The organism is Pedobacter sp. AC379 (assembly GCF_979258145.1).
This window is the reverse complement of record NZ_OZ409839.1, coordinates 302,216-315,986: the sequence shown is the minus strand read 5'-3', so window position 1 is coordinate 315,986 and position 13,771 is coordinate 302,216. Positions and strand designations below refer to the sequence as shown.

The following is a 13,771-nucleotide window of genomic DNA, read 5'->3' as shown; positions in this document are numbered from 1 at the left end:
AGTTTTTCTAATAGCCTCGCTGCGCTCGGTCTAGAATTATACTTTTAACTGGTCTGAATTTGGGGAAGTGCACACCTGATGACATTGAATTATCCTTATTCATCAATTTAATCACCTGACTTTTGTCTGCAAGATTAAGCGGGGTTAAATTTTCTTTTGAGGCATTTGCAGGGCTGGCATTAGCGGCGTACAACAATGCTTGCGGACATTGTCCAATAGCAATGGTTTTTACAACGGCCATTTTTACCAGATCAACCACTTGTACCTGGTCATCATTTTCTAATCCGACATATGCAAATTTACCATCTGCTGAAGTCCAGACGCCATGTGGCAATGATCCTGTCGCAATGCTATCAGTAAGCTTGAAATCTTGTGAAACACTAAATACTTTTAAGCTGTTTTCTCCGCCAATGGTTGCCAGCATCACAGGTGAATTATTAACTAAAGTAAAAGTGACATGGTTGGTAATTGGACCTGTATTTAGTACTGTATGTATAGTATTTGTCTCCGTGCTGATGACAGTGATCTTCCCTACATCCTTATGTGTCAATGCAATCCATTTCCCGTCAGGACTACAGAATATATTTGGAGAAAATGGACTAACTACTGGAATACGCTTTACAATAGCATAAGAAGTTGCATTCACTACATCCACTTCTGCAGTAAAGCTGGAACAAATATAAGCCCATTTTCCATCTGGAGTAAAAGCAACCATTCCCGGGCCGTCGGCTACTGGGATTTGCTTGATTTCAATCAGTTTATTTGCATCAATTACGCTGATATACGATTCTCCTCTTACCGATATCCATGCCTGTGATCCTGAAGGGTTAAAGGTTGCCTCATGCGGTGAACGTCCGATATAAACAGTTTTTAATACTTTATTTTTTGCTGTTGAAATAAAGGTTACTGAATTTGATCCAATGGAAACCGCTGCTAGTAATTGCTTTTTAGGGGAATAACCCAGGCCATGAACCAGGGCCTGTCCCTTATATAGAGGACTTAAGATATCAGGTTGGGGTTTACCAAGAACAATATTTCCTAATAGCGTTTGTGTTGAGGGATCTAAGACAGAAACCGTATTAGATATCTGATTGCCTGTATAAACCCTGTCTTGGGCATAGATTGATTGTGCTTTTGATTGTAGGACAAAACTGGATATAAATAGCGTAAACAAGGATATCTTTTTCATATGTTAATGGGAGGTTGTAAATGTCTTCATTTGTTGGATTTCTATCTGTTCATCTGAGATAATATTCTCGGCCAGTCTTTTTACATTTTTATTTTTTCCATACCGCAACTCAACTTTAGCCATGTCGATGGCAGCCTGATGGTGAGGAAGCATTATTTTTGCAAAGGACAGATCAGTATCCGTCAATTGTTTTTCTTCAGGCATTTGTTCCATCATCACTTTCATCATCTTCTGGTTAGCGTTTTGATGTTGGTTGCCTGTAGCGATAAATCCTTCAGGATGGCTGAGCAGGAGTTGCATTTGCTGAATCTGGGTTTGTTGCTCAGCTTTGATACTTTTAGCCAGCTGAATCATTTCTTTATTTTTTCCGGTCTTAATCTCTTCTTCTGCCATATCAATAGCACCCTGGTGATGTGGGATCATCATTTGTATGAAATCTCTGTCTGCAGATGTGGTAGCTGATATTTCATCCATCTTCATCATCATATGGGCCATTTGCCCAAGGAAGATATTTTTTTTAGTTGCCATTTGCATGTGTTCATGTTGTGCTCGTGCAGAGAAACTAGCAAATAGTAAAAGTATAGACGTGAATCTGATCATGGTTTGATGTAGAATATTAAATGTGATAAACTGTTTATGCCAGACAAGCCTTATGCGATAACCGCAAGATCCTGAAATTTGTTCTTATTGAGCTATATTACATCTACATCAATTGGCGAGATAAAATTAACCATGTAAGTTCTTCTGTCTAAATCATGCTCCATGGGTTGCGTTTTGCCATTTTGATCTGTCGCTCTAGCCATTAAACTATATCTTCCAGTCTTAGCAGGAACCACCCATTCAAATTCAAATAGCCGCCAGGCGAAACGGATAGCAGGACCAATTAATTTTGCTGGTTGCCATGAATTGCCTTTATCCGTGCTTATTTCTACTTTCGATAGGTTACTATCACCTGACCATCCTGCACCCCTTACTTGATAAGGTTTTCCAGCCGGCACCGCTTCAAACAATACCGGCCTTGATATTTCAGACTTAACCAATGTAGTGGTTACGGGCGTCAAGGTAGGTAGTCCTTCAACACGCTTCCAGTAAGCATATTCAATCGTCTGCCAATAGCCATCAAACGGCTTTTCAGATGCAGTAATTTTCATCAGCCATTTCACAGATGCCATACCATACCATCCTGGAATAATTGCCCTTGCCGGGAAACCATGTTCAGCACTCAATGGTTTTCCATTCATTTCATAGGCGATGATGATGTGATCCTGCATTGCTGTTTTTAAAGGAATGCTCCGGGCGAATTTGATTTTCCCTGGTGATTTCGGCTCTTCTGTAATCATCCCCTCATCATTCCCTTCCAAAATAATGTCTACCGTACCCACCTTTATCCCAGCCTTTTTTAACAATACGGATAAAGGTACTCCTGTCCATTCAGCATTGCTGATCCCACCTTGTTCCCATCCTAAACCCTTCACTTTTGGGGCGAGGTTAGCACGTCCGTTTCCGGCACATTCTATAGTAGCCATTACCTTTTTTGCAGGAAGCTTTTTAAGTTCGCTCAGATTGATCTTTATGACCTGATTGGTGTTGCCGCCAATCTCTAATTCCCAATTTGCAGCATCAATATTGGGGATGTTAAAATGACTCCTGATGAAGAACTGGTTATTTGGAGTAATCCTGTTTTTTAACGTAGGAAATGGAAACTCCATATTTAATGGCTTTTTCTCTCGCGTAATAAGTCCTGGAAATTCACTGTCTTGACTGGTTTGTTGAATCTCCTTCGCGGAAGCCCAGGATGGTATTGTCGCACCAGCTATCACCGGGATAATTCCAGTAACAAAATTACGTCTGTTTAACGTGTAGTTTTGTGATGTTTTGTCGTTTTTCATTTCAATAAATGTAAGTGATTACAATATAGCTAAAAATCTCTCATAGGATAACTTATATTCTTCCATTTTCTTGATGGTTGAAAGGAAACATCTGTAGACTTTACTTCATCGCTGGCCTGCTAGAAAAGACATAATAATTCTATAACTGTTTATCAAATACTCATCTCAATTTCTATCAAAAAATGGTAGATTTGTGATAAGCCAAAAAATCTATAGCGTAAATTTAGTCTCAAAAAAGGAAGGATTTTCATACCTGGTTATCCAGCTTTCTATGGCAGGTGAATTTTCCGATGTAAATGATCTATTTAAAGATGGGGAAGATTTAGTTCTTAGCGTGGGAGATTTTTTAAATTCAACCGATGAGAATGTTAAGGGTATGATCACTATTCTAAACTGCCTCAGAGACCTACAAGATTCAATAAATAATCAATAGCACTCAGATCAAAGATAAAATGAAAAAAAATGACATCTTAATCCCCATGACTCTGGATGAAATAGCTGATAATTTTAAGAATTTGGAATTTAAATACATATATGACTATCAACAATTTGACCATCCATTTTTTAAAGAATTATCGAATCTTTATAACGAAGAGCCTATTTTATTCAAATGTGTGTGCAGTGACAAAAAGCTATTTTCACAGTGCGTTGAAAACTTGGCACTTATTGATAAATTAGGAAATTCAAAGGAGTCTTTAACTAACCGAATTATAAAAGGCCTTCTGACGAACAAATTTTTGAATGCTAAACCTTCACCTATTAGAGAATTTTCAAACAATGCAAATTGGGAACGTTTTGGAAAAATTAGTATTAATAGAATTAGTCCGCTTGCATTTGAGGGAAAATTAGCAGAACTAGTTAGTAAAGGAGGGCTTTTCTTTAAATCAGATAAAAGTTTAAAAGATATAGTAGGACTTGCCCGGGGATTCAGTGATTCAATAATACAGGGGCAGTTAACATCCTTCATCATTTATCAAATAGAAGAGGGTTGGTCAGCTTACCACGGAAATATGGGTTATGATAATGCATTTATTCTCTTTGATGAAGACCAGGGTGGATTTTGGATTTTATCAAATACTGATTATGACTAAATTACTTCTGAAATAGGTTTAGCGTAAGCTTAGGGTGACCTACGAACAAGCTAGCTTTAGGTTATTTACTTAATTTGGCGCAATAAAATGTTTCAAGAAAATGGACATATTTGAAACTCTAATGAACGTCGCTTTGATTATTCAGTCTTGCTAATCTTGCTATCTTATTATTTTTTAAAAGTCAATTACAAAAAAAATCTCAAGCAAAAAGTGTGTTCATATTTTAGCTTGGTTTTCTTAAATCTTATTACGAATTTTAAGCCTTTAGATATTGCAAATATTTAGACTCAAATCTGTGGCGAGCAAAAGGTGAGTTTTGGATTAAAATATAGAAAAAAGTGCCCCTAGTTGTGCTTAAATGCATTGGGTTCGATTCTCGTCGGGACCACTTCCTTAGATTCAAACCAGAACATTGTCATGCAAATCGTTGATTTTCAAGGCTTTGTTTTGGTTTTTATGACACATTAAGACCCGTTTTCGACCATTCTGAATGGTTAATTTTAGTGAGTCGAAAATTGACTATTTTTTGTAAAACACTGTAGGTCAGTAAATTGATTGAAATATCAAAACCAGAATTATTCCGAAATGTTCGGGTGCTGGATTATTTTGTAAGATATTGATTTACAGCTCGTTCGACTGACGAACATCTTGATGACTCACTGGCTCAAATGTACATTTGTTTAATTTTAAATGTATCATTATGAGTTACAATTTTCATCTTTTATTCTATCTAAAAAGACCAAAAAATTTTATCAAGGGCGAGATGATGCCCATCTATTTACGGATTACCGTGAAAGGAAAACATTCGGAATATTCTGTCGGCAGGGAAATTGTTCCCAGCTTCTGGTCTGCGCTTAAAGGAAAAGGCACTGGCCTGCGCGAGGAGATCCGGGAACTTAATGATTATCTGGATACGCTGGCCTCAAAAGTTCGACGGTTTCATACCACTCTTGTTGAAAAGGAAGATGAGGTGACAGCGGTAGTCTTGAGGGATCATCTTACCGGAAAGAATACGTCTAACCACAGCCTGCTAAGAGTTTATCAGAAGCACAATGACAATATGGAAAAACTGATTGGTAAAGGATACAGTTATAGCACGTTTCAAACCTATCAAAGTTCCATCAGACATGTTAAACAATTTCTTCAGCTCAAATATGAGGTTCAGGACATTAACGTCAAAAAGGTGGATTTTAAATTTATCACCGATTATGAGCTATTTCTTAGAATAGATAGAGGAAATAATGCAATGTCTGCCCGGAAATATATTGTTCACCTGAAAAAAATCATGCTGTATTGCCTTGGTGCGGGGTGGATAGTCGGGAATCCATTTTTAAATTATCGCAATACTGCTAAAGCTAAGGCAAGGACTTTTCTAAATATGGAAGAGTTGGATAGGATCAAAAGCAGGGAATTTCCACTCGAGCGCTTAAACATTGTTCGTGACATTTTTATTTTCAGTTGCTATACAGGCTTGTCTTATATAGACGTGAAACAGCTTCGCCCCGATCAGATTACAAAGGGTGATGACGGTAATTTATGGATATTCATTAAACGGCAGAAAACGGAAACACCCTGTCACATCCCTTTGTTGGATGAGGCGAAAGTAATTCTTGACAGGTATAAGAATCACAGGATATGCAGATGGAGAAAAGTCGCGTTGCCAGTGCTCACTAATCAACGCACGAATGGTTACCTGAAAGAAATCGCCGATCTTTGTAACATCACTAAAGTGCTTACTTATCATCTCGCCAGGCATACTTTTGCAACCACTATTACCCTTTCAAATGGTGTTCCGATTGAGACCGTATCCCAAATGCTTGGTCATAATAGCTTGAAAACAACACAGCATTATGCGAAGGTTATCGATACTAAAGTTAGTACTGAGATGTCTGCATTACAGGAGAAACTTTTAAACCGAGATAAGGAAGAAGAAGATACTGGTGATATGAAAGTTATGAAGCTATTTAGATAAATTGCTTTCAGTGTAAACGGAAATCGGTTGTAATTTGTCTTGTCAATCTTAATCTAATTGCCAGTATTTGTATCAACACTAGGCAGATAATTTTCACACAAGGGTTTAAAAAATAAATAATTATTATACTAATAGTATTACTTTTTATGTTTTTTTAAACTGGTATTAAGATGTCTGCATTACAGAAAACTTCTAGAAGGATAAAGAGGAGGATGATGGTGATGTGAAGGTTATGAAGCTTTTTAGCTAGATTGTTAGCTATGTAGCTGTTATAGGCTTTGAATATTGAAGCAATGTTAATTTAGATTCTTCTTAGTTGAGTAAAATCATTAAAATATAGTTCATGGTGTAATCTTTTTAGGGAACATTTTTATGGCAACTGTGAGTTTTTATAATTATAGTGTTTTGAGGTATTATGGTAGCAAGGCAACTTAAGAGAAAAAACGGGCCCAATCAAATTTCCAACAGATTTAGGAAGTGCGAGTAGCAAGTAGACTTAAGTGGCTGATTATAAACAAGTTTTTTGATTATTTATATTTTGTTTTTATCTTTGATAATCTTCGAAGAAAATCCAAAAATTTTAAAAAATAAGCCTTTTTAAAGGGATCTCCATGCCCTTTATTCGCTTACTGTTTACCGAATGGCAACAAAGTTGCCATTCGGTAAACAGTATAAAAGGCACTTGCTGTATAGTCATGGCCCATCAAAGATGGGCCATGACTTATTCCTATACGTCAATCATTCTTCTTATGAGCCAAAAAAAGCTAGTATAAAGTGTCACAAATATTTCATAAATTTGTGGCAAAATAATTCATTTTAATATGAAATATTCAGCACATAATCAGATAGTTAACAAGATAATAAAGAATAAGCGCGGAAAGCTGTTTTTCCCAACCGACTTTTCGGATATTGGTAGTGCTGATGCGATCAGGAGCAGCCTGTACAGGCTTGAAAGGGATCATGTACTGGAACGGCTTGCGCATGGAATTTATTTGTATCCGAAGATAGATCCTGTTTTTGGTAGCCTCTACCCTTCTACTGAGGAGATAGCGGAAAGTATTGCTAGGCGTGATCATGCGAGGATTATTCCTACAGGATCTGCTGCTTTACATAAACTGAGGCTGACTACACAGGTGCCGATGAATGTTACTTATCTGACTGATGGTGCGCCCAGGAAAATCAAGATCGGAAAGCAGCGGATTACTTTTAAGCCTACAACGGCAAAGAAGCTGGCTACTAAAGGAAAGATCAGTACGCTGGTGATACAGGCGCTTTCAGAACTGGGTCAGAAGAATGTGGATAGCCAAATGCTAGACCGTTTGAAGTTGGTACTGAAGGATGAAGATAACAGGAACATTGAACATGACGCTAAATTAGCACCGGCATGGATTGCGGTGATATTGAATGAACTCTCTAAATCGATAGAAAATGATAAACTGGCTTAAATCAACGGCTGAACGTCAGAAAGAATTATTGGGACTGGCCAGTAACAAGACTGGTCTTCCCGCTTATGCGATAGAAAAGGATTGGTGGGTAACTTTGGCGCTGTATGCGATATTCCGGACTCCCTGGTCGGATCATTTGGTGTTCAAAGGCGGTACTTCTTTAAGTAAATCCTGGGACCTGATCGAGCGTTTTTCCGAAGATATCGATCTGGTTATTGACCGGTCGGTACTGGGTTTTGGGGAAGAGTTGAGTAACTCCAAGATTAAAGAATTGCGCAAGGCTTCCTGTGCCTTTATTTCAGGGGAATTTAGGGACGGGTTGGAAAAGGAGTTGCTCGATTTGGGCATCCCTGCAGATCTGTTTTCTTTAAAAGTGGCTGAAACGACAGAATCTGACCGGGATCCTCAGGTACTGGAGCTGTATTACGAGTCTGTACTAGAAAAAGGCGGTTATTTAAAAGAGGCTGTACTGATCGAGATTGGTGCCAGGTCGCTAAAAGAGCCTTCAGAGCAAAGGGAAATTAGCCCGATTATTTCGCAGGCTTTGGGCGATTTTAACATAGCTGGGGAACAGTTCAGCGTGCTTACTGTTCTGCCAGCGCGTACATTTTTGGAAAAGGTTTTTCTCCTACATGAGGAATTTTGTAAGCCTGCTGAAAAGATAAGAACAGAAAGAATGTCGCGGCATCTATATGATCTGGATAGGATTATGGATACTGAGCATGGTAACCAGGCGCTGCAAGATAAGGATTTATACAAGGGAATAGTGGAACATCGGGCAAAATTCAATGTGATCCGAGGAATTGGTTACGAAAAACATGGGTATCAGGATATCAGCTTTATTCCACCGGTTGAGGTATTGGGAGCTTGGGAAAATGATTATAAGGCCATGCAGGAAAGTATGATCTATGGTGACTCGAAAACGTTTAAAAAGTTGGTCGGACGTATGGAGGAACTGACCAAAAGGTTCCGAGATGTAAAATAACTTCTTTATTTCAGGAGGATAAATTGCCTGCTTTTTTGTTTTAAGGTTTATTCATACCAGCTGGATTTTGGTTTACGAAAATGGGAGTTTTCGGCGATGATCGCCGCAATTCTCCGTTTCGGTAAACCGAATTTGCGTGTCAATGCACCTATTATACCTAATTACTTATAAGCCAATTGATTTTTTAGATAAACAGTGATTAGCTAAATGATTGTTATTTCAATCATTTATGTTGATTAAGTTTGAAATAACAATCATCATACATCGAATGCAGTCATCCTTTTTTGTAAAAACGTTAGGAACAATTTCTGTCTGAAAAACCATAATATATTCGAATGTTATCAACTAAAGAAATGAAAATAAAGATAATTAGCGACCTACATCAAGAATTTGGAATCTCAGATTTGGATTTTAGCAATGCTGATCTCATTATCCTGGCTGGAGATACAAACCTGGGGACAAAAGGAATAGAATGGGTAAAGCGAAACATCCCTGATAAACCGGTAATATATTTATTGGGTAATCACGAATATTACAAGGGATCATACCCGAAGACACTCAACAAAATACTTGAAGCATCCAAAAACTCAAATGTAAATGTCCTTGAAAATAATATGGTTGAGTTTGAGGGCATAAGGTTCCACGGTGCAACTATGTGGACGGATTTTTCCTTATATGGAAATCCTGTGGAGTCTGGCATTATTTGTCAAGCCAAAATGAACGATTATGTGCAGATACGCAGAGATCCAGCTTATTCAAAGTTAAGAACAATAGATACCTATCAGATTCACCAGAAATCAAAATTTTGGCTGCAAGAAAGTCTGAAAGAATCACGCGGTTATAAGAATGTGGTAATTACCCATCATGCACCTAGCCTGCAATCAATACCCGAGCTTTATAGAGATGATATCCTGTCATCTGCCTATGCTTCAAACCTTGAAGATGTGATTTTGGAGCATCAGCCCTTATACTGGATTCATGGCCATATCCACACGCCAACCAGATATACTATTGGTAACACTGAAATTATCTGTAATCCACATGGCTATTTGAATGAGAAGTATAATGGCTATGAGAAAGATTTGATCATAGAGATTTAGTTTAAAATGCGGCTATCGTATTGCTATCAGCTGAGGTGAGCAATAGAAAATAATCCTTTCTTTTCGGCAGTATTCAGACTCTAGGGATCTGGTAAGTTAACATCTCATAATAACCCCTTACATCCGTTGAACACGTGATCAAGGAGAAACGTGCGATATTAGAAGTATATTTTTCAATATTGTCTTCAATCTTTAAATCTTCTTTTAATTGCGAATTCATGGCCAACACATAAATTATGTTTTTAGAAAAAAGAGTAACAAACTGATCTTTGTCCAAACCATCCAAGTCGCGTCCAAGTTCGCGAATCTGATCATATGCCTTTTCTAGAAATGTATAATCTCCTGAGCTCTTCGTTTCGCTGAGCCTTCGTGCAGAAATTAAGATCTGATTGGTCAACTCCCTTATTCTTGCGTCGAATCCTTTTTTAACATGTATCAAATAAACATTGTCGTTATCATAATGAATGATATCACAGATTTCTACCCCATCCACGATTACTGTATCTGAAACGATGTAACCTGGTAGAAGGTTATATTTCAAGTTATAGTCCCCTTCTCGAGCCGTTACAGATTTATCCCATGGTATATGCAGAATGCCTTTGGGCAAAGGAAACGCTTTTAGGACACGTTTTGCCTGATTCATCATGTCATTAACAAAGAGCTCTTTAAGTTCATACCATTTCGTATCGATCAAAAAGATCGGACGGCCCTGATAGGTAATCTCTGCGTTGAGATAAAACATGAATGAGCTAGTTAATGGATTTGTTGAACCAGTATAACTCAATACCCTTACTCCACTTAGAAAAACTTTGATATCAAATGCGTTATCTCCATATTTTCCATATGCATAGTTAAGCACTGTGGGGAAAATCTCGGATCGATCTTCAACTTCAGCAAATTGCTTGTAAATATCCCCATCTTTCTCCTTAAGCACATGTTTGCCTGCTTGGTAAAATTTCTCAATCTGATTTGGATTGCAAAAGTCATATTCAAACTTATTTCGGGAATCCATATCTGTACCACGCAGGTACGGGATATAGTTAAATATTTTTTGATGGAGAGCCTGCCTTAGATCCTCTACGTAGGAGTCGTCTGTAATTTCAATGTAGGAGCTTAGATAGTCTTTTGGTACCTCGCCCAACATCCAGCAGATTTCTTGGACAATGTTGTGCAAAATTTCAAAATCAATCTGTTTCCTAACTTGAATGCCTTTTCCAACTGTTATGTGGATTCGTTCAGATTTCTTTTTTTGAACAGCACTAAACCATGTCAGACTGGATTTAGCCGAAAGTTTTACGGTGAGCTCCTGGGGAACTTTTCCAAATTTGATATAATTGATCAGCTTATAATTATCACGGTACTGCTCATTTGCTGCTATCCGCTGGCCTGTTATGCCACGGGATTTCATCGATGTCAGTTCGTCGTCGACAATTTCAATTATGCGGTCGTAGGTGTTCAGTCCAAAAGATTGATCGATAAAGGGAAGAATAATTCTATATGCGCTACCGCCTGGTATAACGAAGAGCCCCATATCTGTTTCGATAAAAAGCAATAAGGAAATCTTTTGCTGGATAAAAGAGGTCTCATCTTTAAGGTCCTCTGGTATAAATTCAGCCCATTCTGATTCCTGTTCATCGGTATTTGTCAGGTATAAGTGGTACACAAAGTCCTTTTTTTCGAAGCGATTGGTTTCAATCTCTTGCGGTTGGTCTCCACCCATTTTATCAATTGATGTTCTGACGATGCGATTTATAACCGCCTTGATCCCAGTGATGGCTTTAAGATCCCTGTGTTTAAGATCAATTTTGTAAATGCTTTTGAATCCGTTCACTTTAGAATAAATATAAATGAAAGGATGAAAATGAATGCCGACAAGATACATTCAGGGTGTTGAATATTCATGAGAGATTTATTAGATAACCAAATATAGCATAATTTACAGATAATGCCTTAGCGTAAATGTCAGGTATGCTGTCAAAAAGTATAGGAAGCTAGCGGACTTGCAATAAAGCAGAAAAACCATGCTATGAATTATTTTTCTCGCATCCCATCTTGACCAGGCTTTCTGGAAAGTAAGGGTAAAAAAACTTCCTAAAATCCTTTTCGGCCGCCAACAGCCTAAAAGCTCGCTCCCTAAAATCTGCAAGATTAAAATGCTTATGAGCAAGATTAACCAGGCCTTTGTTATTATAAATCTGAATAATCGAAGGATAATCACTGGAAGTAAGAAAGCCCTCGATTTTCTCCATCCTTTCTTTATACCATCGCTCAATATCCAGGTCATTAAGATAATTCGCAAGATTATCCTTTACACCCTTTAGCGTTCCTGCTCTGGAAAGATGGGAAGTTTGGAAATAATAATTGATTCGGCCAGCGAGATAATTCGAAACCTGCACCTCTTTGTCCTTTTCCAGCCCGGAGACAATATCCGCCATCAGCCCCTCTACTACATTCCCACATAGCATTTTTGCCTCAAAGGCTCGCAGAAAGGCCTCATCAAAGAATAGGTTTTCTACCTCGGCCGCCGTAAAATGAAAGACGTTCTTTTTTTCAAGTAAAGAAAGATGGTCAGCATCATGAAAATCCGCATCGATCAGCCCGAGGGCCTGTGTGTCCCTACCCTGTATTTTATTGAAAGCCCTGGTATGACTGATCACCTCATGACAGCTTCCCACCGGCGTCACAACAAAGCCTGGAAAAAGCAGTGAATACATCCGCTCATCAACTTTCCCCCTTTCCCCCTCACAAAAAAGAACAGGCCTGCGGCTTCCCAATAACTCCAGCATCAGCGCCTCAGGAATCTCATTATCTGGAATAGGCTCAATCTCCCACTGATCGGGATGTATATAAGATTTCACCCATATCTTTTTTGCCGTCCCGCGGCTTACCGCAAAATCCAGGTCATGAGTGAGGTATATAAAAAGACAATCTCTACGGTCATGTTCAAGGATATCCCATAATCTCTTCAACACCGTCTTATGCAGAAAGGTCTCCGGCTCATCTACTACGATAAATCCATCCTGTGGCGCCTGCAGCACTTGTGCGATCAAAAATAGCACTGCCTTTTCCCCGTCGCTCATTTCCGTTGCAGCGTAGGTATGATTGCCATAAGAAACGGTAACATTCATTCCGTCTCTGCAGCTGATTTCGCGGTGTGGTAACAATCTATTCCAGATCGAAATTGTCCGATCCAACAAGGTATCATCCGGCGGTCGTAGCGCCATACCAGACTTAAATCTTTGTTTCGACTGATTCCTATAAAACTGGTTTTGAACATGCTGTTGCGAAAATAGGTTCTTAAGTGCCAGCTCAAACTCCTGCTGAAGCGAATTTATCTCAACGTCGGTCCTTGAAAACTTATCTTTTGATTGCGAGGCTTTTAAGTCGCTAAAAGTCTTCTCAGCGCTCGTAATTGTATTTAGCTTTGGAATACGGAGAATGCGCTGTGCTGCAATTACCAGGCCGCCTGTAGAAAGCTCCTTTCTGAAACGCCTCGAAAGACGGCTCTTGCCACTACCGTTCGCCCCTATCACCACCACATTATCCGAATAAAAGCCAATCTTCTCAAAAAACTCAAAATTGAACTTCATACTCTCAAGTGCCGATAATGAGTTCATGGCATTGCCGAGCAGTTTTGCACTGACCTTTTCCCTCCAATCGATTGATTGCTGTCCCATATATTCAGGTTCGACGACATTGATATGATTGGCCCCACTCAGAGCCGGTAGGTTCGTCCCAAGATAATGCAGATAATTCACTTTCACCTCTTTATCCTTTAGCTCAATTACCACCACAGAAAGAAAGCTTAAGGAAGCTGAAAATGCATCCATGATCCAGCCCTCGCAATTCAGCCGTTCAGCCATTAACAACTGGTTATTTAGTTCAGTTATAGTCCTGTTTACATCTTTAAGAAAATCTTCTTGAAAATTATTCATATGAGAAAGCTGGGATTAATTTAGTTGTTAGATATTACACACAAGAGAAAAGAGATGTCCTGCATTGCAAGTATAAATATATTTAAGGCAGATAGCAAAAGGAACATGAGAACCATTTGGCATTAAATTAATAGTTTTGAACATTGTAGCATTCTCTCTGCAAAG

10 protein-coding genes are annotated in these 13,771 nt (G+C 38.6%); 5 read left to right on the top strand and 5 right to left on the bottom strand.

The genetic code is table 11. From position 1 onward, the window contains the following. Nucleotides 1-7: 7 nt before the first annotated feature. The 3 genes from ACZZZW_RS01355 to ACZZZW_RS01345 all read right to left on the bottom strand — a co-directional run bounded on the left by ACZZZW_RS01355 (nucleotide 8) and on the right by ACZZZW_RS01345 (nucleotide 3,078). Nucleotides 8-1,189 (bottom strand): beta-propeller fold lactonase family protein, encoded by a 1,182-nt coding sequence (locus ACZZZW_RS01355; protein ID WP_463492081.1) that lies wholly within the window; start codon nucleotides 1,187-1,189, stop codon nucleotides 8-10. Nucleotides 1,190-1,192: 3 nt separating this feature from the next. Then, nucleotides 1,193-1,723: a DUF305 domain-containing protein gene (locus ACZZZW_RS01350; RefSeq protein ID WP_056849792.1), complete on the bottom strand. Its 531-nt coding sequence runs from the start codon at nucleotides 1,721-1,723 to the stop codon at nucleotides 1,193-1,195. A gap of 158 nt (nucleotides 1,724-1,881) precedes the next feature. Next, nucleotides 1,882-3,078, bottom strand: a complete 1,197-nt coding sequence (locus ACZZZW_RS01345) for a sulfite oxidase (protein ID WP_056849791.1) — start codon at nucleotides 3,076-3,078, stop codon at nucleotides 1,882-1,884. A 452-nt stretch (nucleotides 3,079-3,530) separates the two neighbouring features. Here ACZZZW_RS01345 and ACZZZW_RS01340 point away from each other — a divergent pair, with 452 nt between their 5' ends. From ACZZZW_RS01340 to ACZZZW_RS01320, 5 genes are all read left to right on the top strand, one after another. Continuing rightward, complete coding sequence (locus tag ACZZZW_RS01340; RefSeq protein WP_463492080.1) at nucleotides 3,531-4,169, top strand: hypothetical protein; 639 nt, start codon at nucleotides 3,531-3,533, stop codon at nucleotides 4,167-4,169. 700 nt (nucleotides 4,170-4,869) lie between these two features. Further along, on the top strand, nucleotides 4,870-6,141 hold the full coding sequence (locus ACZZZW_RS01335; protein ID WP_463492079.1) for a site-specific integrase: 1,272 nt from the start codon (nucleotides 4,870-4,872) through the stop codon (nucleotides 6,139-6,141). An 821-nt stretch (nucleotides 6,142-6,962) separates the two neighbouring features. Next, complete coding sequence (locus ACZZZW_RS01330; protein WP_131539509.1) at nucleotides 6,963-7,586, top strand: DUF6088 family protein; 624 nt, start codon at nucleotides 6,963-6,965, stop codon at nucleotides 7,584-7,586. Then, nucleotides 7,570-8,571, top strand: coding sequence for a nucleotidyl transferase AbiEii/AbiGii toxin family protein (locus ACZZZW_RS01325; RefSeq protein WP_131539508.1), 1,002 nt, complete (start codon nucleotides 7,570-7,572; stop codon nucleotides 8,569-8,571). The genes ACZZZW_RS01330 and ACZZZW_RS01325 overlap by 17 nt, the downstream gene beginning before the upstream one ends. Before the next feature lie 353 nt (nucleotides 8,572-8,924). After that, nucleotides 8,925-9,671 (top strand): metallophosphoesterase, encoded by a 747-nt coding sequence (locus tag ACZZZW_RS01320; protein WP_463492078.1) that lies wholly within the window; start codon nucleotides 8,925-8,927, stop codon nucleotides 9,669-9,671. Nucleotides 9,672-9,744: 73 nt separating this feature from the next. On the opposite strand, the gene ACZZZW_RS01315 is transcribed toward ACZZZW_RS01320, so the two are convergent. Both ACZZZW_RS01315 and ACZZZW_RS01310 read right to left on the bottom strand, forming a co-directional pair. Next, nucleotides 9,745-11,553, bottom strand: a complete 1,809-nt coding sequence (locus ACZZZW_RS01315; protein WP_463492077.1) for a DUF6119 family protein — start codon at nucleotides 11,551-11,553, stop codon at nucleotides 9,745-9,747. 142 nt (nucleotides 11,554-11,695) lie between these two features. Continuing rightward, nucleotides 11,696-13,606 carry an AAA family ATPase gene (locus tag ACZZZW_RS01310; RefSeq protein WP_463492076.1) on the bottom strand — a complete coding sequence of 637 codons (1,911 nt, stop codon included), beginning with the start codon at nucleotides 13,604-13,606 and terminating at the stop codon, nucleotides 11,696-11,698. Between the last annotated feature and the right edge of the window lie 165 nt (nucleotides 13,607-13,771).

What these genes read in the sequence shown, in the direction of transcription:
- ACZZZW_RS01355 (WP_463492081.1), bottom strand. Translation starts at nt 1,189, where the DNA reads ATGAAAAAGATATCCTTGTTTACGCTATTTATATCCAGTTTTGTCCTA.
- ACZZZW_RS01350 (WP_056849792.1), bottom strand. Translation starts at nt 1,723, where the DNA reads ATGCAAATGGCAACTAAAAAAAATATCTTCCTTGGGCAAATGGCCCAT.
- ACZZZW_RS01340 (WP_463492080.1), top strand. Translation starts at nt 3,531, where the DNA reads ATGAAAAAAAATGACATCTTAATCCCCATGACTCTGGATGAAATAGCT.
- ACZZZW_RS01325 (WP_131539508.1), top strand. Translation starts at nt 7,570, where the DNA reads ATGATAAACTGGCTTAAATCAACGGCTGAACGTCAGAAAGAATTATTG.
- ACZZZW_RS01330 (WP_131539509.1), top strand. Translation starts at nt 6,963, where the DNA reads ATGAAATATTCAGCACATAATCAGATAGTTAACAAGATAATAAAGAAT.
- ACZZZW_RS01315 (WP_463492077.1), bottom strand. Translation starts at nt 11,553, where the DNA reads ATGTATCTTGTCGGCATTCATTTTCATCCTTTCATTTATATTTATTCT.
- ACZZZW_RS01335 (WP_463492079.1), top strand. Translation starts at nt 4,870, where the DNA reads ATGAGTTACAATTTTCATCTTTTATTCTATCTAAAAAGACCAAAAAAT.
- ACZZZW_RS01310 (WP_463492076.1), bottom strand. Translation starts at nt 13,606, where the DNA reads ATGAATAATTTTCAAGAAGATTTTCTTAAAGATGTAAACAGGACTATA.
- ACZZZW_RS01345 (WP_056849791.1), bottom strand. Translation starts at nt 3,078, where the DNA reads ATGAAAAACGACAAAACATCACAAAACTACACGTTAAACAGACGTAAT.
- ACZZZW_RS01320 (WP_463492078.1), top strand. Translation starts at nt 8,925, where the DNA reads ATGAAAATAAAGATAATTAGCGACCTACATCAAGAATTTGGAATCTCA.